The sequence below is a fragment of the Nonomuraea sp. NPDC049695 genome, assembly GCF_040674955.1.
GTDB lineage: Bacteria > Actinomycetota > Actinomycetes > Streptosporangiales > Streptosporangiaceae > Nonomuraea > Nonomuraea helvata.
This window is the reverse complement of the sequence record NZ_JBFANV010000010.1, coordinates 147,671-171,546: the sequence shown is the minus strand read 5'-3', so window position 1 is coordinate 171,546 and position 23,876 is coordinate 147,671. Positions and strand designations below refer to the sequence as shown.

At 69.9% G+C, this 23,876-nt stretch carries 25 protein-coding genes and 1 pseudogene; 18 read left to right on the top strand and 8 right to left on the bottom strand.

Translation table 11 applies throughout. The annotated features are described in order from the left end of the window. The first annotated feature begins 53 nt into the window (after positions 1–53). From AB0J64_RS12495 to AB0J64_RS12480, 4 genes are read left to right on the top strand one after another with little or no spacing between them, the layout of a single operon-like run. A complete protein-coding gene (locus tag AB0J64_RS12495; RefSeq protein ID WP_364024831.1) occupies positions 54–635 on the top strand; it encodes an NAD(P)H-dependent oxidoreductase in 582 nt (193 codons plus the stop codon). A gap of 6 nt (positions 636–641) precedes the next feature. Next, the gene (locus AB0J64_RS12490; protein ID WP_364024828.1) at positions 642–2,141 is read left to right on the top strand and encodes an MDR family MFS transporter; all 1,500 of its coding nucleotides are present in this window, start codon (positions 642–644) and stop codon (positions 2,139–2,141) included. Positions 2,142–2,167: 26 nt separating this feature from the next. Next, on the top strand, positions 2,168–2,494 hold the full coding sequence (locus AB0J64_RS12485) for a hypothetical protein (RefSeq protein ID WP_364024825.1): 327 nt from the start codon (positions 2,168–2,170) through the stop codon (positions 2,492–2,494). Positions 2,495–2,496: 2 nt separating this feature from the next. Further along, complete coding sequence (locus AB0J64_RS12480; RefSeq protein ID WP_364024822.1) at positions 2,497–3,606, top strand: epoxide hydrolase family protein; 1,110 nt, start codon at positions 2,497–2,499, stop codon at positions 3,604–3,606. A 309-nt stretch (positions 3,607–3,915) separates the two neighbouring features. On the opposite strand, the gene AB0J64_RS12475 is transcribed toward AB0J64_RS12480, so the two are convergent. Next, the gene (locus AB0J64_RS12475) at positions 3,916–4,401 is read right to left on the bottom strand and encodes an Lrp/AsnC family transcriptional regulator (RefSeq protein ID WP_364024820.1); all 486 of its coding nucleotides are present in this window, start codon (positions 4,399–4,401) and stop codon (positions 3,916–3,918) included. Positions 4,402–4,463: 62 nt separating this feature from the next. On the opposite strand from AB0J64_RS12475, the gene AB0J64_RS12470 reads away from it, so the two are divergent. The 3 genes from AB0J64_RS12470 (at position 4,464) to AB0J64_RS12460 (ending at position 8,657) form a co-directional block, all read left to right on the top strand. Further along, the gene (locus AB0J64_RS12470; RefSeq protein WP_364024817.1) at positions 4,464–5,981 is read left to right on the top strand and encodes an alpha-L-arabinofuranosidase C-terminal domain-containing protein; all 1,518 of its coding nucleotides are present in this window, start codon (positions 4,464–4,466) and stop codon (positions 5,979–5,981) included. A gap of 102 nt (positions 5,982–6,083) precedes the next feature. Beyond that, complete coding sequence (locus AB0J64_RS12465; protein WP_364024814.1) at positions 6,084–7,082, top strand: LacI family DNA-binding transcriptional regulator; 999 nt, start codon at positions 6,084–6,086, stop codon at positions 7,080–7,082. A gap of 156 nt (positions 7,083–7,238) precedes the next feature. Then, on the top strand, positions 7,239–8,657 hold the full coding sequence (locus AB0J64_RS12460; RefSeq protein ID WP_364024811.1) for an amidase: 1,419 nt from the start codon (positions 7,239–7,241) through the stop codon (positions 8,655–8,657). A 57-nt stretch (positions 8,658–8,714) separates the two neighbouring features. On the opposite strand, the gene AB0J64_RS12455 is transcribed toward AB0J64_RS12460, so the two are convergent. Then, the gene (locus AB0J64_RS12455) at positions 8,715–9,440 is read right to left on the bottom strand and encodes an aspartate/glutamate racemase family protein (protein ID WP_364024808.1); all 726 of its coding nucleotides are present in this window, start codon (positions 9,438–9,440) and stop codon (positions 8,715–8,717) included. Positions 9,441–9,517: 77 nt separating this feature from the next. On the opposite strand from AB0J64_RS12455, the gene AB0J64_RS12450 reads away from it, so the two are divergent. The 4 genes from AB0J64_RS12450 to AB0J64_RS12435 all read left to right on the top strand — a co-directional run bounded on the left by AB0J64_RS12450 (position 9,518) and on the right by AB0J64_RS12435 (position 13,927). Beyond that, the gene (locus AB0J64_RS12450; RefSeq protein WP_364024805.1) at positions 9,518–10,486 is read left to right on the top strand and encodes a LysR family transcriptional regulator; all 969 of its coding nucleotides are present in this window, start codon (positions 9,518–9,520) and stop codon (positions 10,484–10,486) included. 95 nt (positions 10,487–10,581) lie between these two features. After that, positions 10,582–11,412 carry an alpha/beta fold hydrolase gene (locus tag AB0J64_RS12445; protein ID WP_364024802.1) on the top strand — a complete coding sequence of 277 codons (831 nt, stop codon included), beginning with the start codon at positions 10,582–10,584 and terminating at the stop codon, positions 11,410–11,412. Between the two features lie 12 nt (positions 11,413–11,424). Beyond that, positions 11,425–12,690 (top strand): FAD-dependent monooxygenase, encoded by a 1,266-nt coding sequence (locus tag AB0J64_RS12440; protein ID WP_364024799.1) that lies wholly within the window; start codon positions 11,425–11,427, stop codon positions 12,688–12,690. Between the two features lie 121 nt (positions 12,691–12,811). Next, complete coding sequence (locus AB0J64_RS12435) at positions 12,812–13,927, top strand: MerR family transcriptional regulator (RefSeq protein WP_364024797.1); 1,116 nt, start codon at positions 12,812–12,814, stop codon at positions 13,925–13,927. Positions 13,928–14,022: 95 nt separating this feature from the next. Here AB0J64_RS12435 and AB0J64_RS12430 read toward each other — a convergent pair whose 3' ends face one another. Both AB0J64_RS12430 and AB0J64_RS12425 read right to left on the bottom strand, forming a co-directional pair. Then, positions 14,023–14,262 carry a ferredoxin gene (locus tag AB0J64_RS12430; RefSeq protein WP_364024795.1) on the bottom strand — a complete coding sequence of 80 codons (240 nt, stop codon included), beginning with the start codon at positions 14,260–14,262 and terminating at the stop codon, positions 14,023–14,025. A 16-nt stretch (positions 14,263–14,278) separates the two neighbouring features. Then, positions 14,279–15,499, bottom strand: a complete 1,221-nt coding sequence (locus AB0J64_RS12425) for a cytochrome P450 (protein ID WP_364024792.1) — start codon at positions 15,497–15,499, stop codon at positions 14,279–14,281. Between the two features lie 228 nt (positions 15,500–15,727). On the opposite strand from AB0J64_RS12425, the gene AB0J64_RS12420 reads away from it, so the two are divergent. From AB0J64_RS12420 to AB0J64_RS12405, 4 genes are all read left to right on the top strand, one after another. Then, complete coding sequence (locus tag AB0J64_RS12420; RefSeq protein WP_364024789.1) at positions 15,728–16,561, top strand: cytochrome P450; 834 nt, start codon at positions 15,728–15,730, stop codon at positions 16,559–16,561. Between the two features lie 42 nt (positions 16,562–16,603). Beyond that, complete coding sequence (locus AB0J64_RS12415; RefSeq protein ID WP_364024786.1) at positions 16,604–17,554, top strand: NAD(+)/NADH kinase; 951 nt, start codon at positions 16,604–16,606, stop codon at positions 17,552–17,554. A gap of 155 nt (positions 17,555–17,709) precedes the next feature. Then, positions 17,710–19,119 (top strand): MFS transporter, encoded by a 1,410-nt coding sequence (locus tag AB0J64_RS12410; RefSeq protein WP_364024783.1) that lies wholly within the window; start codon positions 17,710–17,712, stop codon positions 19,117–19,119. 168 nt (positions 19,120–19,287) lie between these two features. Beyond that, positions 19,288–19,872: a hypothetical protein gene (locus AB0J64_RS12405; protein WP_364024780.1), complete on the top strand. Its 585-nt coding sequence runs from the start codon at positions 19,288–19,290 to the stop codon at positions 19,870–19,872. Here the strand turns inward: AB0J64_RS12405 and AB0J64_RS12400 are convergent. After that, positions 19,862–21,082, bottom strand: coding sequence for a cytochrome P450 (locus AB0J64_RS12400; RefSeq protein ID WP_364024777.1), 1,221 nt, complete (start codon positions 21,080–21,082; stop codon positions 19,862–19,864). The genes AB0J64_RS12405 and AB0J64_RS12400 overlap by 11 nt on opposite strands. Before the next feature lie 79 nt (positions 21,083–21,161). Here AB0J64_RS12400 and AB0J64_RS12395 point away from each other — a divergent pair, with 79 nt between their 5' ends. Next, positions 21,162–21,737, top strand: coding sequence for a TetR family transcriptional regulator (locus AB0J64_RS12395; RefSeq protein ID WP_364024774.1), 576 nt, complete (start codon positions 21,162–21,164; stop codon positions 21,735–21,737). A 55-nt stretch (positions 21,738–21,792) separates the two neighbouring features. On the opposite strand, the gene AB0J64_RS12390 is transcribed toward AB0J64_RS12395, so the two are convergent. After that, positions 21,793–22,287 (bottom strand): hypothetical protein, encoded by a 495-nt coding sequence (locus AB0J64_RS12390; protein WP_364024771.1) that lies wholly within the window; start codon positions 22,285–22,287, stop codon positions 21,793–21,795. A gap of 81 nt (positions 22,288–22,368) precedes the next feature. Then, positions 22,369–22,707: pseudogene (locus AB0J64_RS12385) on the bottom strand (STAS domain-containing protein); the annotation flags it as partial. Between the two features lie 127 nt (positions 22,708–22,834). Between AB0J64_RS12385 and AB0J64_RS12380 the strand changes: the two are divergent. Then, complete coding sequence (locus AB0J64_RS12380) at positions 22,835–23,272, top strand: helix-turn-helix domain-containing protein (protein ID WP_364024768.1); 438 nt, start codon at positions 22,835–22,837, stop codon at positions 23,270–23,272. A 161-nt stretch (positions 23,273–23,433) separates the two neighbouring features. On the opposite strand, the gene AB0J64_RS12375 is transcribed toward AB0J64_RS12380, so the two are convergent. Then, entirely contained in the window at positions 23,434–23,631 is a 198-nt protein-coding gene (locus tag AB0J64_RS12375) for a hypothetical protein (RefSeq protein WP_364024858.1), read from the bottom strand. On the opposite strand from AB0J64_RS12375, the gene AB0J64_RS12370 reads away from it, so the two are divergent. Further along, on the top strand, positions 23,558–23,761 hold the full coding sequence (locus tag AB0J64_RS12370) for a hypothetical protein (RefSeq protein ID WP_364024765.1): 204 nt from the start codon (positions 23,558–23,560) through the stop codon (positions 23,759–23,761). The genes AB0J64_RS12375 and AB0J64_RS12370 overlap by 74 nt on opposite strands. The last annotated feature ends 115 nt before the right edge of the window (positions 23,762–23,876 follow it).

Here is a 23,876-nt window from a genome sequence, read left to right as displayed (position 1 = left end):
TCAATGTGTACGTTGTATCGCGGCGAATACGTCGTACACTCCTAAGGAGCATCATGCTGAACATCGCGGTCATTCTCGGCAGCACTCGTGACGGCCGGTTCGGCCCCGCCGTGGCCAACTGGATCATGGACCACCTGGACCGGCGCGGCGACATGAGCGCCGACCTGATCGACCTGATCGAGACCCCGCTGCCCACCGTCTTCCCGGTGCTTGGCCAGCCGCCCGCCACGCAGGAGGCCAAGGACCTGCTGGCGGCCGTCTCACCGCGGATGGCGGCGGCCGACGCCTTCATCATCGTGACCCCCGAGTACAACCACAGCTTCCCGGCGGTGTTGAAGAACGCCATCGACTGGCACACCACCGAGTGGCACGCCAAGCCCGTCGCGTTCGTCTCCTACGGTGCCTTCTCCGCCGGGCTGCGCGCCGTCGAACACCTGCGGCTCGTCCTGGCCGAACTGCACGCCGTCACCATCCGCGACAGCGTCGGTCTGCAGCACCCCTGGGCGCAGTTCGACGGCGACGGCAAGGCCGTGGATCCGGCCGCCGACGCCGCCGCCAAGGTCATGCTGGACCGGCTCGCCTGGTGGGCGCAGACGCTGCGCGAGGCCAGGACCGCCCGCCCCTACGCCGCCTGAACCGCCATGACACGTTCAGGTGTTCTCGGACTGCTCATCGGCATGTTCCTGGCCATGCTCGACGGCCTGATCGTGGGCACCGCGCTGCCCACGATCGCCGGTGAACTCGGCGGCCTGGACCTGCTGCCCTGGGTGGTGACCGCGTACATGCTCGCCGGCGCGGCCACCACCCCCATCTGGGGCAAGCTCGGTGACCTGTTCGGCCGCAAGGTCACCTTCGTCGCCTCCATCACGTTCTTCCTGGTCGGGTCCGCGCTCTGTGGCCTGGCCCAGGACATGGCCCAGCTCATCGCCTTCCGCGCCGTACAGGGCCTGGGCGCGGGCGGGCTCATGGTCGGCGCGCTGGCCATCATCGGCGTGCTGGTCCCGCCCCGCGAGAGCGGCCGGCTGCAGTCGATGATCGGCGTCATCATGCCGATCGCCTACGTCGGCGGGCCGCTGCTGGGCGGCCTGCTCACCGACCACCTCAGCTGGCGCTGGACCTTCTACGTCAACCTACCCCTCGGCGCCCTCGCCCTGCTGCTCATCGTCACCCGCATCCACCTGCCGCCAGCCGAACGCTACCGTCCCCGCATCGACTACGCCGGAGCGGCCCTGCTGACCGTCGCCATCGTGGCCCTGACCCTGCTGGCGGCCGGGACCTCATGGATCCTCGGCGCGATCGGGCTGCTCGCCCTGGCCGCCTTCGTGGCCGTGGAACGCCGTACGGCCGAGCCGATCATCCCGCCCCGGCTGTTCGCCGATCGCAACTTCACCCTCGCCCAGATTCTCAGCTTCCTGGTCGGCGCGGTGATGCTCACCGTGACCAACTACCTGCCGCAGTACCTGCAGTTCGTCCAAGGATCCTCCCCGGCGGCGAGCGGCATGCTGCTGCTCCCGCTGATGTTCGCCATGCTCGGCGCCCAGCTGGTCACCGGTCGCCTCATCAGCGCCAACGGCCGTTACCGGGTCTATCCGATCCTGGGCGCAGCCCTCACGATCGCGGGTGTGCTGGCCCTGCTCCGGCTCGACGCCGATACGCCCGCCGCCCTCGCCTCCGCCCTCACCCTGCCCATCGGGGCGGGGATCGGCCTGGTGATGCAGAGCACCACTCTGATCACCATGAACAGCGCCGACCCACGCGACATGGGCGCCGCGAGCGGCACGATCACTCTGCTACGCACCATTGGCGGATCGCTTGGCATCGCCCTCCTGGGCACCCTGTACGCCGCCCGCATGCACACCGGCCTAGCCTCCCACCTGGGGCCGGCCACGGCCGACCGGCTGGCCGCAGGCGGCGAGCTCACGCCCGCCCTCTTGCCGAACCTGCCTGCGCAGGCCGCCGACGCCGTTCGGCTGGCCGTCATCGACGGCCTGCACGTCATCCTGGTTGGCGCTGCCGCGCTCGCCGTGATCGCCTTCGCCGTCTCCTGGCTCATCCGCGAGACCCCCCTGCGGGCCGTCGCCACGCCACCGACCGACCCCCTGGTGCTTTCCGATGAAGTCCGGCAGGACATCCCGAGATGATGGGACGAGACGCGAACATGCGCGTGATGATCCGTTACACGGTCAGGGCCGATTCAGTGGACCGGAGCCGAACCCTGCTCCGCGCCGTCTACGACGAGCTGGCGAGTACCCGCCCCAGCGGGCTGCGCTACCAGACCTACCAACTCGACGACCAGGCGAGCTTCGTCGCCATCATCGAATCCGACGGTGACCCGGCGGCCGCGCCGCACCATCGCCTGGCCTCGTTCCAGCACTATCGGGCCGCGCTGTCGGCGATCCGCGTCGATGGCCCCACCGTGCACTTCCTCAACGAGGTCGGCTCCTACCACTCCAACCGAACTGCGCCAACCGCCTCCGACGACAGCGAGAGATGATCATGATCCAGCCCTTCCGCATCGACATCCAGCAAGCCGACCTGGACGATCTGGCCACCCGGCTGGTTCGCACCAGATGGCCCGACGAACTGCCGGACGTAGGCTGGGACTACGGCATCCCCCTGCAGCGGGTGAAAGAACTGGCCGAACACTGGCGCACCTCCTACGACTGGCGCGAGCACGAGGCCAGGCTGAACCAGCACGCGCAATTCACCACCACCATCGACGGGCAGCACATCCACTTCTTGCACCTGCGCTCGCCGGAGCCTGACGCGCTCCCGCTGATCCTCACCCACGGCTGGCCAGGCTCATTCGTGGAATTCCTCGACGTGATCGGCCCTTTGACCTACCCGCGCGCCCACGGCGGCGACCCCGCCCAGGCATTCCACCTGGTCATCCCGTCCATCCCCGGCTTCGGCCTGTCTGGACCCACCGCCCAGCGAGGCTGGGACGTCCATCGCATCGCCCGCGCCTGGGCCGAACTCATGCGCCGGCTCGGCTATGACCGCTACGGCGCCCAGGGAGGAGACTGGGGGGCCGCCATCTCCCGCGCGCTCGGCGCGGCCGCCCCCGACCACGTCGTCGGCGTACACCTCAACTTCCTGCCCACACCCCCACCCCCCGGCGCCGTGCTCGAGTTGTCCGCATCTGACCTCGCCCGCCTCGACCAAACCCGGCAATACCTCGCCAAGCGGCCCGGCTACCACGTGCTGCAGTCCACGCACCCGCAGACCCTCGCGTACGCGCTGACCGACTCACCCGTCGGCCAACTGGCCTGGATCGCCGAGAAGTTCACCGAATGGAGCGATCCAGCCTCCAACATCAGCGACGATCGCGTGCTCACCAATGTGATGCTCTACTGGCTCACCGCAACCGCAGGTTCCTCCGCACGCATCTATCGTGACAGTCCTACCGGTCCGCTGCCCTGCCCACCACCGATCGGGGTAGCAGTCTTCGCCCACGACATCACCCTGCCCGTGCGCCCGATCGCCGAACGGACCTACCACGTCACGCACTGGAGCGAGTTCGACAGCGGCGGTCACTTCCCCGCCCTGGAAGTGCCCGACACGTTCGTCGCCGACGTCCGGGCCTTCTTCCACGACCTGCGCTGATACGGGGCAGATGGATAGGGCGGGCAGCCGTTGGCGCTGCAAATGATCACGACGGGTCGGCGCCAACAGAGCCCGTCACTCGCTTGGTTTTGTTCGTGAGAGTTGACTGCGGTTGCTCGTCACTGTCCGCCGCGACCTGCTCGATGCCAACCCGATGGACCGGATCGACACCGTCAAGGTGCCCAAGGACCTGCCGCGCCCGGCCGCGGCCGCCGATGTCGTCAAGGTGCCGGCGGTGATCTGCTCGCGGCGGCCACGCAAGGACCTGCCGCTGGACCGGCTGCGGGATCGGGTGCTGTTCGACACGGCCTATGTGTGCGGCGGCCCGCGCTTCCGAAGTCTGCGGCCTGTACGTCGAGGACCTCGACCTGCGCCTGGACGACGAACACGTCCGCATCCACGGCAAGGGCGGCTGTCCGCCGGTTCCTCGACCCCGGTCCAGGCACGGACTATCTCGGGCTGCGCAGCCAGGGCATCAGCAAGGGAACCGCGCTGGATGCCTTCCACGGCAGTGATCTCCATGAGGACCTCGAGGCGGTTTCCGAACGCATCAGGAGCCGGCAGGACCGTGTATCCCCGGATCACTCCCGATCGTTTCAGACGGTCCATGCGGCGCTTGACGGACGACGGAGCGAGGTTAATCGCACGCGCGAGCACCTCGAGAGAAGTCCTGCCGTTCGACGTCAGTTGCCGAAGAATCGTGCGATCGCAGCATCCACGCGGAGGATTTTTGCACAGGGCCCGATCGTCGGCAGCGTACGCGCGGCCCAGGTGCTCCGGCGACCCCCTTGACACGTGCTTATGTATCGATAAAGTTGCCAGCGCTTTATCGATACATAAGGTGAAGGGTTCCCCCCATGAGCAACGTCGTCGTGCCCGCCGTCATCAATGTCGATGTCGAGGGCCCGTTGATCAGCCGACATCTGTACGGTCATTTCGCCGAGCATCTGGGCCGGTGCATCTATGGCGGGTTCTACGTGGGCGAGGACAGCGACCTCCCGAACGCCGGCGGGATCCGGCTGGACGTGGTGGAGGCGCTGCGCGCGCTGAACATCCCGAACCTGCGCTGGCCGGGTGGCTGTTTCGCCGACGAGTACCACTGGATGGACGGCGTCGGGCCGAAGGACCGGCGTCCCGCGATGGTGAACACGCACTGGGGCAACGTCGAGGAGAACAACCACTTCGGGACGCACGAGTTCATGGCCCTGTGCGAGCTGCTCGGCGCCGAGCCGTACATCAGCGGCAACGTCGGCTCGGGCACGGTCAAGGAGATGAGCGACTGGGTGGAGTACCTCACCCGTGAAGGTGACTCGCCGATGGTGCGGCTGCGCAAGGCCAACGGGCGCGAGGAGCCCTGGCGGGTGCGCTTCTGGGGGCTGGGCAACGAGGCGTGGGGCTGCGGCGGCAACATGACCGCCGAGCAGTACGCCCACGAGGCACGCCGGTTCGGCACGTACTGCCGCGACCACGGCGAGAACAAGCTGTACCGCATCGCCGCCGGCGCGAACTCCGACGACTACACCTGGACCGAGACGCTCATGAAGGCACTGGGCGACCTGGGCTGCGCCTACCGGCCGCAGCCCTTCTACCAGGCGCTCTCCCTGCACTACTACACGATCCCGGGCACCTGGCAGGACAAGGGCGACGCCACGGTGTTCGACACCGAGGACTACTACCGGACGCTGGTCCAGGCCGCGCGGATCGACGAGCTGATCACCCGCCACTCCAACGTCATGGACTGCTACGACCCGGACAAGAACGTGGGGCTGGTCGTGGATGAGTGGGGCACGTGGTGGAACGTCGAGCCCGGCACCAACCCCGGCTTCCTCTACCAGCAGAACACCCTGCGCGACGCGCTGGTGGCCGGCGTGCATTTCGACATCTTCCACCGGCACGCCGACCGGCTGGTGATGGCCAACATCGCCCAGACGGTGAACGTGCTCCAGGCCATGATCCTCACCGATCCCGATTCCGGCGCGCTCGTGCTGACACCGACGTACCACGTGTTCGAGATGAACAAGGGCCACCAGGACGCGGCCTCACTGCGGGTCGACCTGCCCGCGGGCGTGCCCACCCGTGAGACGCTGCAGACCGTCTCGGTCTCGGCCAGCCGCAAGGACGGACGCGTGCTCGTCTCGCTCTCCAACCTGGACGCGGCCGAGCCGATCGACGTGGACCTCGACCTGCGTGGCGGCGCCGTGGCCGACGTCCGCGCCCGCATCCTCACCGCCGACAAGCCGCAGACCCACAACACGCCCGAGGCGCCCGACGCCGTCGCGCCCCGCTCCCACCAGCAGGTCACGCCCACCGCCTCCGGGCTGCGGGTCCACCTGCCCGCACACTCCTTCGTCACCGTGGAGGGGCGCCTCGCGTGAGTGCCCCCGCCCATGGGGCGCAGTAGGCTCGAGCAAGCGGCGACCGCAGGCGGACGCGGTCGGGTCCGATCCGGCCGAAGGGGGCACGACCTGAGGAGCGGCATGGTCACGATGAGCGACGTCGCCAAGCTGTCCGGGGTGTCGAAGATGACGGTCTCCAACGTCATCAACGGCCGGGCCGGAGTCAGCGATCAGGTCCGCCGCCGGGTGATGGAGGCGGTCCGCCAGTCGGGCTACCGCGTCAACGTCTCCGCCCGGACGCTCAGATCCGGGCGGACCGGCGTCATCGGGCTGGCCGTGCCCGAGATCGACCGGCCGTACTTCGGCCGGCTCGCCGCCCACGTGATCGAACAGGCGAGTGAGCACGGGTTCCACGTCGCGATCGAGCAGACCGGCGCCGCCGCGCACGCGGAGATCGACGCGATCAACCATTCGTACACCCTGCACTTCGACGGGCTGATCCTCAGCGCGGTCGGGGTCGACCCGCAGGACTCACGGCTGGCCTCCGGCGACTACCCGATCGTGATGCTCGGCGAGCAGGACTTCGGCGCGAAGTTCGACCACGTCGCCATGCCCAACGAGGAAGGCACGAAAGCGGCGACCGCCCATCTGATCGACCGGGGATGCCGCAGGATCGGGATCGTCACCGGCAGCTCCCTCGACGGCGTCAACGTGGTCACGCGCCGCTATCAGGGCTACCGCGCCGCGCTCGCCGAACGCGGACTCGACCCCGATCCGGCGCTGCTGTTCACCGCCGACGGGATGGCGCTCGAGTCCGCTCGCGACGCGGCCCACCGCCTCGTCGACTCCGGCCAGGAGATCGACGGCGTGGTGGCGGTGAGCGACACCGTCGCCCAGGGAGTCCTGCGCGGCCTGGCCGATCGCGGCGTCCGGGTCCCCGAGGACGTGCGGCTCATCGGCTTCGACGACATTTCCGAGTCGGCGTACATGGTCCCCTCGCTGTCCACCGTGGCCCCGGACCACCGGTGGATGGCCGCCAAGGCCGTCGAGCTGGTGACCGCTCGCATCCAGGACCCGTCACGCCCGGCCCGCGAGTACACCGCGCCCTTCGAGCTGAAGGTCCGCGAGTCCACTCGCTGACGGGAAATTCGGTCGACGGCGCGGCCCGGCCGCTGCGAGCATGGGCCGTGATGTACCGAGCGTAGAAGCACTTCGATCACTGACAGGGGACGCGCCCCGGAGCGCGTCGCCCCCGCTGTCATGCAGCACTCCCATCTGTGATCGAAAGGACTTTTCGTGAAACTTCACGAGTACGCAAGGTACGACGCTGTCGGCATCCGCGACCTGATCAGAGCGGGCGAGGTCACCGCCGACGAGGTCGAGGCCACCGCCCGGCAGGCGCTGGAAGCGACGAACGCGAAGGTGAACGGCCTGGCGCTGCCGCTGTTCTCCCCGGCGCTCGCTCACGCGGCCGAAGGGCCGCTGTCCGGGGTGCCCTTCCTGATCAAGGACCACGGGCCGGTGGCCGAAGGGGTGCCGTTCACCCTGGGAAGCCGCGCCCTGCCGGGCGTCGTCGCCTGGCGCGACACCGATCTGATGACCCGCTTCCGTGCCGCCGGCCTGGTCACCTTGGGCCTGACCACCGTGCCGGAGCTGTGCGTCAGCTTCGCCACCGAACCCCTCAGGTACGGCCCGGCACGCAACCCATGGGACCTCGACAGGGGCGTGGGCGGGTCGAGCGGCGGCGCCGCGGCTCTGGTCGCCGCCGGTGCTGTGCCCGTCGCGCACGCCAGCGACGGTGCCGGCTCCATCCGCGTCCCGGCTTCCTGCTGTGGCCTGGTCGGACTCAAACCGAGCCGGGGCCGGATCACGCCCGGACCCGATGCGGGGGAGCCGATGCTCGGCATGTCCTACGAGTTCGCGCTGACGCGCACGGTCCGCGACGCCGCTCACCTGCTGGACGCCGTCCAGGGGCCGGGGATCGGCGACAAGTACACCGCGCCGCCCCCGCGCCGGACGTACGCGGAGGAGATCGGGGCCGACCCCGGCCGGTTGCGGGTGGCGGTGACCACCGAAGCCTGGGCGGGGACGCCGGTCGATCCCGAGGTGGCCGCGGCGGCGGTCCGGGTCGGCCGGGTGCTGGAGCAGGCGGGACACACCGTCGCCGAGGCGAGCCCGGTGGTCGATTGGGAGGCCGTCATGCGGGCCTGGGTGTGCGAGGGGGTCGCGATCGCCGCCACGCTGCTGCTGGCTCCCCGGACACCCGACGAGGCCCGGATGGAGGCTGTCTCCCGGCGGTTCCTGGCGGCGGCCAGGGAGTACAGCGCGCTGGACATGCTGGCCGCGTTCGACGCACAGAACCGGGTGAGCCGGTCGGTGGGCGCGTTCTTCACCGAGTACGACCTGCTCATCACCCCGACACTGGGCCGGCTTCCAGCCCCGCACGGCACCCTGCGGTTCGACGATCCCGGCCACACCCTGACGAGCTGGCTGGAGTCGCTGGCCGAGTACGGGCCGTTCACTCCGGTGTTCAACGTCACCGGCTCACCGGCCATCAGCCTTCCTCTCGCCCACAGTGCGAACGGGCTGCCGATCGGCGTGCAGATCGTCGCCGCCTACGGGCGCGAGGACCTGCTGTTCCGGATCGCCGCCCACCTGGAGCAGGCCATGCCGTGGAAGGAGCGCGTCCCGCCGGTCTTCGCCGGAAACCTCTGACACGCGCCGGGTGTTCTGCTCCGACGAGCAGAACACCCGCGCTGAGCCATGGCACTGTCAGGTGGCGAACTTCGTGGCCGGGTCGGGCTCGGCGTGCAGTGCCAGGTCGACGGCCGTCTCGACATGGATGCGGGTGGAATCGAACACCGGCAACGGGCTGTCTCCTGGCCCGATCAGCAGCGTGATCTCGGTGCATCCCAGGATCACCGCCTGAGCACCTCGTCCCGCGAGCTCGGCGATGATGCGGCGATATTCCTCACGAGAGGAGCTTTCGACCCGGCTCTGCGTGAGCTCCTGATAGATCACGTCGTGAACGAGCGTACGGTCCGGTTCGTCCGGCACCACGATCTCCACACCGTGCTGTCGCATACGCGAGCGGTAGAAGTCCATCTCCATCGTGAACCGGGTGGCCAGCAGCCCCACCCTGGTGAGGCCCGCGGCGGCGACGCGGCGCGCCGTGGCGTCGACGAGATGGACGAAAGGCACGTTGATCGCCGCCTCGATCTGGTCGGCGACCTGGTGCATGGTGTTCGTGCACAGCAGCACCATGTCCGCGCCCGCCTGCTCCAGACTCTTGGCCGACCCGGCGAGGAGCAGCCCGGCCCGCTCCCACTCCCCGCTGCGCTGCATGGCCTCGATCTCGGCGAAGTCGACGGTCAACAGCACGCTCCTGGCGCAGTGGTGGCCGCCCAGTCGCCGTCGCGCCTCCTCGTTCAGCAGCCGGTAGTACTCGGCGGAGGATTCCCAGCTCATGCCGCCGATCAGCCCGATGGTTCGCATCATGGCCCCCAGCGTGCCGGGCCGCCCGGCTCATAGGTAGTCCTGGCTTTCTTGGCCGACCGCCAAGCAATACTTATGGCATGGACGTCCAGCGGATGCTGATTTTTCGGGAAATCGCCCGTACCAAGTCGATCGGCGGCGCCGCCCGGTCGCTCGGCTGGACCCAGCCGGCGGTCAGCCAGCATCTGCGCCACCTCGAACGTCAGGCGGGCACCCCCCTTGTGCTGCGCCGGCCACGTGGCGTCCAGCTCACGGAGGCGGGGCAGGCGCTGCTCCGTCACGCCGACGCCATCGCCGCTCGCATGCAGGCCGCGACCGAAGAGCTCGAAGCGCTCGTCCATCTGCGCGCGGGCACCGTGCGGCTGGCCGCGTTCCCCTCGGCGGGAGCGACCGTGGTCCCCGCCGCGATGAGCCTGCTCGCCCAGCGGCATCCTCGTCTCGACGTACGACTGCGCGAGGCCGAGCCCCCGCAGGCCCTCGACCTGCTGGCCGCCGGCGACGTGGACGTCGCCCTGACGTTCGGTCACGCCGGAGAGAGAGCGGTCGGCACCGAGGAAATGGTGCAGGTGCCGATCGGCGAGGATCCGCTGCGGCTCGTGCTGCCCCGTTCGCATCCGTGCGCGCAACCGTCGGATGTGCCGCTGCACCTGCGGGAGCTGGCACAGGACAAGTGGACCGGGGGCTGCGAACGGTGCACAGACCACCTTCGCCAGGCGTGCGAGGCAGCGGGTTTCACGCCGGACATCCGCCACGGCACGGACGACTATGTGCTGACGCAGGCGCTCATCGCCCGTGGGTTGGCCGTCGGACTGCTTCCCCAGCTGGCGCTCGACGCGGCCCGCGACCCGGGCGTCGCCGTGCGCCCGGCCGAGGGGGTACGGCCGAGAGTCCTGTATCTCGTTCACCATCGCGAGGCCGACCAGATTCCCGCTGTCCGCAGCGCCGTACAGGCGGTGGCCGACATCGCCACCCGCGCTTCCCGAGCCGACCACGTGGGCGCGAGTCCTGCCGGCGCCGCAGGTGGCGCGTGGGATCCGGGATCGGCGTAGCCGCGCGAGAGCCGGCGTCCTCGAAGGGCGTTCCTGGACGGGGAGGGGAACATTTGTCCAATCCACCGGCGCGCACCGGCAGCGACAGTGGGCTCATGACTATTCCTGACGGCGGACCTCACGTGAATGGCGCCGAGCATGCGACCCTGCCCCTGGACGACGGCGACATCTACGTGTGCCAGGACGGCCCCCGCGACGCCCCCGCGCTCCTGCTCATCCACGGATCCGCCTCCTCGACCCGCTCGTGGGACCCGCTGGTCCCGCTGCTGACCGGGTCCCATCGCGTCATCCGGATCGACCTGCTCGGGCACGGCCGGTCGGCCAAACCAGCAGGCCCCAGCTACGCGACCCCCGAGCAGGCACGCCGGGTCGGCATGGCACTGGACCGGCTCGGCGTCAAGCACGCCGTCGTGGTCGGCCATTCCAGCGGCGGCGCGGTCGCCACCGCCCTCGCCGAACAGCGATCCGATCTGGTGACCGCGCTCGCGCTCATCAACACCGGGCCCAGCCTGGACGCCTTCATCGCACCAGGGTCCGCCGCCGTCGGACCCTCGCAGTGGCCGCCGACCGACGAGCAGCTCCGCCGGCTCGCCAGCACCGCTTTCAGCCGCGTGGGCTACCAGATCCCACAAGACGTCCTGGACGAGGTGCGCCACATGACCCCCCACACGCTCACCACGACGATGCAGGCCACCCGCGACTACATGGAGCAGCGACCGCTCCCGGATCGGCTGGCGACTCTTGGCAAGCCGCTGCTGGTGATCTTCGGCGAGGACGACCGGAGATGGCGATCCTCATCCGCCGCCGACTACCGCGCCGTTCCGGGCGCGGAAGTCGAGTTGCTGCCCGGCCTCGGACACTCACCGATGCTCGAGGATCCGCCGCGGACCGCCGCACCCCTCCTGGCCTTCAGCGCGATCCACTGAGGAGACGTTCTCATGCGGATTCTCGTCTCCGGCGCCAGCGTCGCCGGTCCGGTGCTGGCGTACTGGCTCACCAGGCACGGCTTCTCCGTCACCGTCGTCGAGCGCGCGCCGGCCCTGCGCAAGACCGGCGGTCACGCGGTCGACCTGTTCCGGCCCGCGATGGACATCTCGGAGAAGATGGGCGTCCTCCCGCGCGTCGAGGAGCGGGCCACCGGCACGAAACGGATGACCCTCTGCCGGGAGGGCGCGCGGCGTCCCGTCCGGGTGGACCTCTCCAAGATCTTCAGCGCCGCCTCCGACCGGCACGTCGAGATCATGCGCGACGACCTGAGCGAGATCTACTACGACGCCACGTGCGACGACGTCGAGTACGTCTTCGGCGACTCGATCACCGAGATCTCGCCCGACGGCGAGGTGCGGTTCGAGAACGCCGCGCCGCGCCGCTTCGACCTCGTCGTCGGGGCGGACGGGCTGCACTCCAACGTGCGCCGCCTCGTCTTCGGCGACGAGTCCCGCTTGAGCGCCTTCGTCGGGGCCTACCTCGGGGTGCTGACCGTGCCCAACACCTCCGGCCTCGACGGCGAGGTCCTCATCCACGTGGGCGTCGGCCGCACGGCCGGCGTGTACGGCGCGCGGCACCTCGGCGACGCGCGGGCGTTGTTCCTGTTCCGGAGCGAGCGCGAGCTGGACTACCACCACCGCGACGTGCCCCGGCAGAAGGAACTGCTGCGCGGCGCGTTCGACGGCCTGCACGCCGACGTGGACCGCTGGCTGGACGAGCTCGACCGCACCCCGGCGTTCTACTTCGACTCGATCACTCAGCTCCGCATGGACACCTGGTCGCGGGGGAGGGTGACGCTCGTCGGCGACGCGGGCTACTGCCCCGGCCCGGCCGTCGGCGGCAGCACCACCCTGGCCGTCGTCGGGGCGTACGTCCTCGCCGGGGAGCTGGCGCGGGCGGGCGGCGACCACGAGCGCGCCTTCCCCGCCTACGAGCGCGCGATGGCCGAGCACGTGCGCGGCAGCCGCGCGGTCGCGCTCAGCGCGGCGAAGACCCTGATCCCCACCTCCCGCCTCGGCGTCTCGGGGCTCGCCCAGGGCGCCCGCCTGATCTCCGCCCTGCCCGCGGGACCCAGCCGCGCCCTCCTCCGCCTCACCACCAAGAGCGCACGCCTGTACAACTCCATGACCGTCGACGACTACCCGCCGATGCCCACCGCGTCAGGGAGCCGGGCCGGCTTTGCGGCCAACACCGAAGGCGGGCTCGGGGTGGAATGAGGAGTGCTCGTCCTGCTGCCGGCCCGGCCTGGACAAAGGACTCGCTGCCCCGCGTTCGGCTCTCGCCGCCAGAAGCGAGGCGCTTGACCCTCACGTGGCGTCAGGCTGCATAGTCGGTGCCGTGGAGGAGCACCTGACCGTGGGACGCGTGGCCGAGTTGGCGGGCGTGAGCGTCCGCACGCTGCATCACTATGACGAGATCGGGCTCGTACGGCCGTCGGCGCGAACCGCAGCCGGGTACCGGGCCTACTCGGCCGGCGACGTGGAGCGACTGCGCGAGGTGCTCGCCTACCGGCGCCTGGGCTTCGGACTGCGGGAGGTCGCGGACCTGGTCGGCGACCCGTCCACCGACGCGGTCGCGCACCTGCGCCGGCTGCGCGGCCTGCTGCTGGACCGGCGCGATCACGCCGATGCCATGGTGGCGGCCATCGACAGAGAACTCGAGGCGCGGGCGAAGGGAGTCAAGGTGACGCCGGAGGAGCAACTGGAGATGCTCGGCGCACGGCTGTACGACGCGATCGGCGGCGCTTACACCGCGACACGGCGCACCGACCCGCGGATCGCCGCGCAGATCTGGGATGCGCTCGGGGACGCGCAGACGGTGCTGAACGTCGGGGCCGGCACCGGTTCCTACGAGCCTTGCGACCGGGACGTGACCGCGGTGGAGCCGTCGGCGGTCATGCGGGCGCAGCGGCCCGCCGGCACGGCACCGTGCATGGCCGCCGCCGCGGAGAGCCTGCCGTTCGCCGACCGGTCCTTCGACGCGGCGATGGCCGTCTCCACCGTTCACCACTGGCGCGAACCGATCGCCGGGCTGCGCGAGATGCGGCGCGTGGCCCACCGCGTGGTGGTGCTCACGTTCGACGCCTGCGAGCCCGGATGGCAGGACCGGTTCTGGCTGACCCGCGACTACCTGCCCGAGTTCGGCGACCTCCTCGCGAGCTTTCCCTCGCTCGACGGGATGGCCGACGCGATCGGCGCCCGCGCGGAGCCGGTGCCCGTTCCGTGGGACTGCGCTGACGGCCTGTTCGAGGCGTACTGGCGCCGGCCCGGGGCGTATTTGGAGGATCACGTGCGCCGTGCGATGTCTGTCTGGACGAGGGTCGGGCCGAAGGCCGAGCAGCGGGCGGTACGAAGCCTCAGCGATGACCTCGCCTCGGGCCGGTGGGCCGAGCGCAACCGCGACCTCGCCGACCTCGATGCGGCAGATCTCGGCCTCCGCCTGCTCATAGCATGAACCGCGCCGCATCCTCAGCATCGCGGCGGCTCACTCTCCTGCCACGCCAGTCTCCCTGTCCGTGCTCGCCTGGTACGCACGACAACCGGTCGGCGTCATCCCCCAATTCTGGGGATGCACACGCTCTGCGTCGCGTACGACACTGAGGGTGGCCGGACAGCTGGTGGAACGGCCGGCCCGACAACGGCCACCGTGCCGGGGGAGGCGCGCACGAGGGACACGGGAGCTGGAACTTCTACGATCCCGTCCTCGTCGCGCTGGTCGAACACGTCGTCGGCGGCCAGCACGCACTGCCCGGAGGCGACGCACTTGTCCTGTTCGATGATGATCTTCACGGTGTGCTCCTCGGTGTCACCAGGTGACGGGCAGTTCGTAGGCTCCGTAGACGAACCCGTCGTGCTTGAACGGGATCCGCTCCACCTCGGCGGCGAGCGCCAGGGTGGGAATCCGCCGCAGGAGGGCGGGGTAGGCGACCTGCAGCTCCATCCGCGCCAGCGGCTGACCCAGGCACTGGTGCACCCCGTACCCGAAGGTCACGTGCAGCCGGGCGTTGCGCTGGAGGTCCAGCCGGTCGGGGTCGGGGAAGACGGACAGGTCGCGGTTGGCGGTCTCGTTGACCGCGATGATGCCCTCGCCGGCCCGGATCACCTGGCCGCCGATCTCGATGTCCTCCAGCGCCACCCGCCGCAGCCCGCCGTGGGTGATCGTCAGATAGCGCAGCAGCTCCTCGACCGCCGAGGCGACCACCTTCGGGTCGTCGCTCTCGCGCAGAACGGCGAGCTGCTCGGGATGCTGCAGCAGGGCCAGAGTCCCCAGCGTGATCATGTTGGCCGTGGTCTCGTGCCCGGCGAACAGCATCAGCACGCCCATGCGGGCGGCCTCCTGCCGGGACAGCTCACCGGCCTTGACCCGCTCGACCAGCCCGGACAGCAGGTCGTCGGCAGGGTTGGCGAGCTTCTCGCCGAGCAGCCCGTCCAGGTACTCGGCCAGCCGCCGCTGGGCCTGTCCCCGCTCCTCGGGGGTCGAGTTGCGGTTGATGATGGTCCTGCTGTTGGCCTGGAAGAACTCATGGTCGTCGTACGGCACGCCGAGCAGATTGGAGATCACCAACGACGGCAGCGGCAGCGCGAACGCCTCGACGAGATCGGCGGGCTTCGGGCCGGCGAGCATCCTGTCGATCAGCTCGTCCGCGATCTCCTGCGTGGCCGGCCGCATCGCCTCCACCCGCTTGATGGTGAACGCGGAGGTCACCATGCGGCGCAGCCGGGCGTGCTCGGGGTCGTCCATCATGATGAAGCCGATGCCGTCCGAGCCCTCCTTGGCCATGCTCTCCATGGTCGCCGCCTCCGCCGGCGAGAGCCGCGGGATGCCGCGCGCCGGTTCGACGCTGACTTTCGGGTGACCGAGCACCGCGCGGTGTTCGGCATGTCCGGTCACCAGCCACGGGGTGCTGCCGTCCCACAACCGGACCCGCGTCAGCGGGGCCTCCTCCTGCCGCGCCCGCATCGCGGGTGCGGGGTCGAGCGGGCACTTCGCCGACCTGGCGATGTCGTACTCCGGGATTGCTGTCACTGTTCTCTCCTCTGAAGGCTGCGCACGTATTAAATCAATCGATTGATTTAACTTAGCGCGGGACGGGTTCCTGTCAAGCCGGAGCGGCCCTCAACAGGACGGCCGCTTGCATAGGCTGTTCTTTCGTCACGCCTCGCCGGCACGGCCGAGGACCTGCGACGACCTGTGGGACTGGGCCGTCGCGGGCTGCGCGAAGTCCCGGTGCGGTGAATGACGATGATCGGCAAGGTGACACGAGACGAACAGGTGAGCGCGACCCGCGAGGCGCTCCTCGCCGCGGCCGAGCGGCTGTTCGCCGAACGCGGCGTGCACGCCGTCGGCAACCGTCAGATCAGCGAGGCCGCCGGTCAGGGCAACAACGCCGCGGTCAGCTACCATTTCGGCACCAAGGCAGATCTGATCCGCGCGATCGCCCGCAAGCACGCCGAGCAGATCGAGCGCATCCGCGAACGCATGATGGCCGACTTCGCCGACTCCACCGACCTGCGGGACTGGGTCGCCTGCCTGGTCCGCCCGCTCACCGAACATCTGGAGACCCTGGGCAGCCCCACCTGGTACGCCCGCTTCACCGCCCAAGTCATGGCCGATCCCGCGCTCAACGCGATCATGGTGGACGAAGCGCCGACCGCCGCCCCGGTGTTGCAGCTCTTCCGCGACGGCCTGGCCCGCCCCTCCGCCGTGGAAGAGCTGCTGCGCTACCTGAACATCGTGCACAACGGGCGGCTGCGCGTCGCGACGGAGGACATCGAGGTCGCCGGCCAGACCGTGCGCGCCGGCGAAGGACTGATCATGGCGAACGAGATGGGCAACCGCGACCCTTCGGCCTTCCCCGACAACCCAGACGAGCTGGACATCCGCCGCGACGCCCGCCGCTACGTGGCCTTCGGCTTCGGCGTGCACCAGTGCATGGGCCAGCCGCTGGCCCGCATGGAGCTGCAGGTGGTGTACGGCACCCTCTACCGGCGCATCCCGACGCTGAAGCTGGCCACCGAGCTGGACCAGGTCCCGTTCAAGGTCAACGGGCTGGTCTACGGCGTGCACGAACTGCCCGTCACCTGGTGACCCCGCCGACCACCAGGCCCGGATTCGGGTAGGGGACCTCCCGTGAACAACTCGTCAGGCCGGCCACTCCTCACGCTGGGGCTGGTGGTGCACCCGGACCGGTCCGTCCTGGACTCCGTACGGGTGATCACTCGGTACGCGCGGCGCGTCGGAGCCGTCGTCGTCGCCCACGGGAGCGACGCCGAGCGGGTGGGGCCGGAGGTCGTCACCGTCGCTCCCGAGGAGTTCGCCGAACGGGTGGACGTGGTGATCAGCCTCGGCGGCGACGGGACCATGCTGGGCGCGATGCGCCTGGTGGTCGGCCGTGATGCGCCGGTGCTGGGCGTCAACCACGGCCACCTGGGCTTCCTCATCGAGGTCAGCCCGTCGGAGCTGGAGCAGGCCCTCGACCGCCTGACCGAGGGGCACTACACGCTCGAGCCGCACAGCTGCCTGGAGGCGGGCGATGTCACCGCGTTCAACGACATCGTGATCGCCTCTGCCGAGCCGCTGTCGAGCGTGACGCTCGACCTCGAGGTCAACGGGCTGCGGCACGGCTACTACCGGGGGGACGCGGTGATCGCCTGCACGCCCACGGGCTCGACGGCCTACAACTACGCCGCCGGCGGCCCGGTCATCTCACCGTCCGCGCCCGCCGTCGCCCTCACGCCCGTGGCCCCGATGTCCGGCATCAGCCGCACCGTCATCCTGGGCAAGGACGACCACATCGTCCTGCGCAATCCCTCCCAAAATGTGCCGCTGATCTTCTCCGTGGACGGCACCCCCGCCCACCCGCTCCAGCCCGGGGCGGACCTGTCCGTACGGCTGCGCACCGATGCCGTGGACATCGTCCGGTTCGACGTCGGCACGCACCTCCAGCGCAACCGGGTCAAGCTCAGCCTGCTGGACCTGCCGCTCAGGCGGGACCAGCTCGTGGAGCTCATCCCTCAGCCGCTGCGCGAACAGGCCGAACGCCTCCGCCAGTCCCAGCGCCCGGCAGACTGGACCCGGTAGACACGTGCGACGGCGACCACCACCCGCCTCCGCCTGTGCAACCGGCTTCCGCCCGCCGGTGTTCTTTCTCTCGTTGGTTTCGCCCGGACGAGAGGAACACGATGACCGAGCTCGATCTCAGGAGCAACGCGCGGGGCAGGCCCTTGGAGGGACGAATGACGTCCCGGCAGAGGCTGATCCTGGCTGTCCTGCTAGGCGCCCAGTTCATGCTCGCGGTCGACTTCTCGGTGCTCAACATCGCCGTGCCGACCATCGGCTCCGACCTCGGATTCAAGCTGAGCGAGCTGCAGTGGATCGTCACGGGATTCATGCTGCCCGCCGCGGGCTTCACCCTGCTGTTCGGCCGCATCGCGGACCTGTTCGGCCGGCGCAACCTCTTTCTGGCGGGAATGGTGCTTCTCGGCGTGGCGTCACTGGTCGGCGGCCTCGCGCAGTCGCCGGGCATGCTCCTGTCCGGGCGTATCGGGCAGGGGCTGGCCACAGCGATGGCCACGCCCGCCGCGATGTCGCTACTGACCACATCCTTCCCGGAAGGTCCGCTCCGCCGGCGCGCACTCGGACTCAACGGCACTCTACTGACCGGAGGCTTCGCGCTGGGGTCGGTGCTCGGCGGCGTACTGACCGAGCTGCTGAGCTGGCGCTGGGCGTTCCTGATCAACCTGCCGGTCGTGGTGGTCATCGTGCTCATCGCTCCGCGTGTCCTGAGCGACAGCGGCGAGCGGATTCGCAGCCGTCTCGACCTCCCTGGCGCAGTCACGGTCACCGGCGGCCTGGTGAGTTTGGTCTACGGCATCTCCGCGACCGAGCAGAACGGCTGGGGCGATCCCGTCGTCATCGGCTGCCTGTTCCTCGCCGTGGTACTGCTGGTCGCCTTCTGGTTCATCGAACTGCGTAGCCCGCACCCGTTGGCGCCGGTCAGAGTGCTCAAACGACCCACTGTCCGCTGGGGCAACTTCGCCGGGATCATCGTCATCAGCATGCCCAGCGCGGTCGTCTTCCAGATGACGCTCTACTTGCAGGACGTACTCGACTACCAGCCGCTTGCCTCCGGTCTGGCATTCGGGGCATCCAGCATTGCGGCCGTCGCGGGCGGGCTCCTCGCCCCTCGGCTGATCGGCGCCATCGGCGGCAGGCCGGCCCTCATCACCGCCCTGACCGTCCAGGGGCTGGGCCTCTTGGGGCTGCTGGCCGTGGACGAGGGCGCCGCGGGTATCTATATCGTCCTCGTCGCTGTCGCGGTTGCGTTCTTCGGCCATGCCGTGGGGCTCGTCTCTTACACGGTCATCGCCACCTCCGGCCTGCCCGATGAGGAGCAAGGCCTAGCGACCGGCCTGAGCACGATGAGTCAGCAGATCGCCCTGACTCTCGGCACTCCGGTGCTGGCCGCCGTAGCGCTCCTCGGCGCCGGCACGGCCGCCGGCGCCGATGGAGACATCGACGGCCTCCTGAACGGCATGCGACTGGCGGTGCTCGTGGGCGCCGTGGCCAGCCTCGCGGCCGGGGTGATGATGGCTGCCTTCTTCCGCTCCGGAGCCGCCGCCAGGAGCGGAGAAACAGGCGCCTGAAAACGCTTTTCAGCCCTTGCAGCCCGGTGCCGGTGACCCGATGGGGGGCGATCAAGCCTCTGGCGGCGGCACCGGGAGTGATCTCCCTCGCGTGGGGGATGAGCGGCGCTCGGGACATGCGCGATCCTCAAAGGCGCCAACCCGTGGCGTCGTTCGAGGAGAACTCCTATGTCCGTTTGGAGCAGACTGCACGGCCGGACGGCGGCCGGCGTGCCCCGCTGGGCCGTGCTGGCCGCCTACGCCATCCCGCTGGTCGTGCTGCCCTCCAGCCTGTGGCGCATCGCCGGTTTCGTGTTGCATGTGCCGCTGGTGGAGTTCGGCCCCACGCCTCCGGGCGGCCTGGAAGGGCTGGCCGGCGGGTGGTGGTACATCATGCTGCTCAGCGTGGTGAGCGAGGCGGCGGCCTTCCTCGCCGTCGGGCTGGTCAGCGAGTGGGGTGAGGCCTGGCCGGGCTGGGTGCCGGTCCTGCGCGGCCGCCCGGTGCCGGTCATGGCCGCGGTCATCCCCGCCGGTCTCGGCGCGCTCGCGTTGCTGATCTTCCCGTACGCGATGACCATGGGCGTCTTCGGCCTGAAGCTCAACGGGGATCCCACCGGGCTGGTCACGCACGGCTGGCAGACGGTGATCTTCAACGTCACGTACTGGCCGCTGGCCGCCTGGAGCCCTCTGCTCGCCCTGGTGACCGTGCACTACTACCGCCGCCGCACCGCCTCGCCCCGCCCGTCGGCCGTGCCTGCGGGTCTCACCACGTGACCGGCAGCCGCCACACCCCGTAGACGATCGAAGTCTCCCGCATCGGGACCTCCTCCACCGGAATCGCCGGGCGCAAGGTGGGGAAGCGCTCGAACAGCGCGCGGTAGGCGATGCGCATCTCGATGCGGGCCAGCTGCTGCCCCAGGCACTGGTGGACTCCGTGCCCGAAGGCCAGGTGCTGCCGGGCGTTGTCGCGGTCGAGCCGCAGGGCGGCGGGATCGGCGAACCGCTCCGGGTCGCGGTTGATCGCGGGCAGCCCCAGAACCACGGTCTCGCCCTTGCGGATGAGCCTGCCGCCCAGTTCGACGTCCTCCAGGGCGGCGCGGTTGGGCGCGCCCACGTGGACGATGGTCAGGTAGCGCATCAGCTCCTCGACCGCGGTGTCGGTCAGCGAGGGGTCGGCGCGGAAGGCGTCGAGCTGCTCGGGGTGGCGCAGCAGCGCGAGGGTGCCGAGGGCGAGCATGTTGGCGGTGGTTTCGTGACCGGCGACGAGCAGGGCCAGGGCGATGTTGGTCAGCTCCTCGTCGCTCAGGTCGCCGTCGTCGATCAGGCCGCTGAGCAGGTCCTCCGCGGGTCGGGAGCGCTTGCGTCCGACCAGGTCGCGCAGGTAACCGGCCAGGTTCGCCAGGGCGGTCATGGCCTGCGCCTCGGAGTTGCCCAGATCGGCGAGCAGGGCGGTCTCCTTCTCGAAGAACGCGTGGTCTTCGTACGGCACGCCGAGCAGCTCGCAGATCACCAGGGAGGGGATCGGGAGCGCGAACGCCTGCACGAGGTCCACGGGCGGACCGGCCTCGGCCATCGCCCGCAGCCGATCCGCGACGATCTGGGCGATGCGCGGCTCGAGGCCCTTCATCCTGCGGACGGTGAACTGGCCGGTGAGCAGGCGGCGATACCTGGTGTGGTCGGGCGGGTCCATGCTGGCGAACCAGCCGGGCGCGGCCGGTTGATCGTGCCCGCCGGGGCGGACGTTCGGCCGGGGGAGCGGGGAGTGCCGGAGCTCCGGCCGGACGCTGAAGCGGGAATCGGACAGGATCGCGCGGGCGAGGTCGTAGCCGGTCACCAGCCAGCCGACGTGGCCGCCGGGGAATGCCAGCCGGGCCAGCGGCTGAGAATCGCGCTGCCGCTCCAGCTCCGGGGGCGGGTCGAACGGGCAGCCGGGCTCGCGCCGGACGGGCAGGGTCACCGGGGTTTCGACGTTCTGATCGCTCATCGGGGCAGCTCCTCAATTTTGATAGGCCACTGTCTTTTGACAGTACACCATCAGTTTTTGGGTGCGGCAGAATGAGCACATGAGCAACGGCGGGCTGCGCGAGCGCAAGAAGGCCAGGACCAGGGAGGCGATCCTGCGCGAGGCGTTCAGGCTCTTCCGCGAGCGCGGCTACAACGCCACCACCACCGAGCAGATCGCCGAGGCGGCCGAGGTTTCCCCCGCCACCTTCTTCCGCTATTTCCCGACGAAGGAGCATCTGGTCACGCTCGATCGGTTCCCGCCCCTCATCGAGGGGATCGCGGCCCAGCCGCCGGGCGCGCCGGTCACGGTCCTGCGGGGTGCGTTCCGTACGGCGTTCGCCTCCTTGACCGCCGAGGAGATCGCGGCCGGACACGCACGGGAGGTGTTCGCGACGACCGTTCCCGAGCTGGTGGCGGCCAACCTGCGCAAGGCCTCCGGCCTCATGGGGGAGATCGCCGAGCTGCTGGCCGACAGGACGGGCTACGGGCGGGACGATCCCCGGCTGCGGAACGCCATGGGGGCGGTCCTCGGGATCGTGGCCCTGGTCTGGGTGGAGTGGGCGCACGACTCCGCGATGGACGGGCCCGCCGAGATCGACAAGGCGCTGGAGCAGCTGGAGTCGGGGCTGAACTGAGCGGGCGCGCGTCAGCGCCAGACGACGTCATCGAGGAAGGTCTCCACGGCGACCGTCACCCGACCGAGGACCTCGGCGCTCCTGGAGAGCGGCCCCGGCAGCAGCATGCCGTGGTCGGCGCCTCGACCTCGAGCACGTACGGTGTCAGCTCCCGCGCCACGGCGCCGTCCCAGAAGTCGTCCGCGGTGCCGCCGACCAGCAGGAACGGCTCCGTGGCCCGGCGCAGCGCGGCCACGCACGCGGACATCGTGAGCAGCGGCGTCAACCAGACGCCCGCCAGGCCGCGCTCCGCCGCCACGGCGGCGGCGAGCGAGCCGAGCGACTTGCCGATGAGCAGCGGCGCCGCGAACCCGTCCACGACGGGCGCCACCTGTTCACGCACCCAGGGCGGGCGCTCCTCCAGCGTCCGGCCCGGCGGCGGCGTCCACGAGATGAGCTCGAGGCGGGCTCCCCGGCGAGCGGCCGCTTCGCCCACATAGGCGAGCAGCCCGGCCAGCGGTCCATAGTTTTCGCCGGGGATGACGACGGCGTGCTTGGCGGCGGCGTTCACGAGTCAGGACAGGCCGTGCGTCCGGCACCATTCTTCGACGCTCCCGGCCCTGGCCTCGACCGCCCGCCGGGAGCCGGGATCCGCGGCGATCGCCTCGGAGACCGAGGCGTGGGGAGGCAGCACGGTGACGAGCCCCGTGATCCGGAAGACGCGCAGGATGCGCTCCGCGTCGGTGACCAGGGTCAGCGTGCCTTCGTGGTTGCGCTGCCGCTTGAGGCCGCCCACCAGGACCCCCAGGCCGGTCGAGTCGAGGAAGTCGACTCCGCCCAGGTCGGTGATGACGTGGCGGATGCCCTTGCCCGCCAGGTCCACCAGCCGCTCCCGAAGTTGGGGAGCGGTCTCCACGTCGATCTCGCCCGAGACCTTGAGCACGGCGCAGTCGCCGATCGGGCCGATCACCTCTAATTGAAAGTCTCGCATGGGGTGACACCCACTTGTCATCGGTGGAAGTGACAGGTAAATCTGTAGCGGTACAGTAGCCCGCCGAGAGGGCGCTGTCAATGCCGACATATCTACGTCATTGCCCACAATGACACCAGGGGGACGGATGCGGGTGGAAGAGGCCGTCGGCCGGCAGATCGCGCGCCTGCGCGCGGAGCGGCGGCTGTCGCTCACGGAGCTGGGCGAGGCCCTGGGGCGCTACCTGGACAAGCCGTGGAGCCGGCAAGCCGTTCACCAGGCGGAGCGCGGTCAGCGCTCCTTCACGGCGGCGGAGCTGACCGCCCTCGCCCTGGCGCTGGACACGTCCATCCCGGCGCTGTTCCGGGTGGAGGACGGCGGGGTCGAGCTGCCCGGCGGGGCCGTCAATCCGGAGGAGTACAGGGGCGTCCTGCTGAACAGGGAGCGGGAGTCACCCATCGACGGGCTCGAGGAGCTGATCCTCGCATTGCACGACATCCAGGCCGTACTCTCCCGACCCGCGCTGGCACAGCTGGCGAGGATCGGGAGGGTGGCCGATCAGGTGGCGGGCCCCGAGCAGCCGTAGGGGCCCTCGCGCTCCACCTCGTCCCCGGCGCCCTGATCGTCGCCGTCTACCTGCTCATCACCGCGCCGCTCGTCAAAGCCATCGGCTATCCGCCGTTCCTGGGCTGGGCGTTCGCCATGTGCCTGGCTCTGGCGCCGGTCCAGCTCGGCCTGCTGCTGTGGTCAGGCCGCCGGCGCAACGGCCGGTTTTCGCTGCGTGGAGTGGTGAGCTATCTGGACAAGCCGATCCCACGCGCGAAGCTCGTCGCCATCGTCGCAGCCCTGATCGTGCAGATGGTGGGCGCCGGTGGTCAACGCCGCCCTGTTCTCGCTGTACCACTTCTGGGCGCCCTGGAGGTTACTGTCCAGGCTGATATTCATGTTTCCGGGGGTCTGGCTCGTCTGGCGGAAGAAGGATCTGCGGCTGTCGATCGGGATGCACCCGGGCACGACTTTCGTCACGACGACGGGCGGCGTCATCGCCCTCCTGCTGAACCTCGTACCGCTGTAGCGCACTCCGAACAACCGCAGGCCAGCGCCAGTGATGCATCGTCGATTTAAGGTTTGTCGCCATGGCAGTGGGGGTTGACCGGAGAAAGTTTACATCGAGTGTTCAACGATACCGT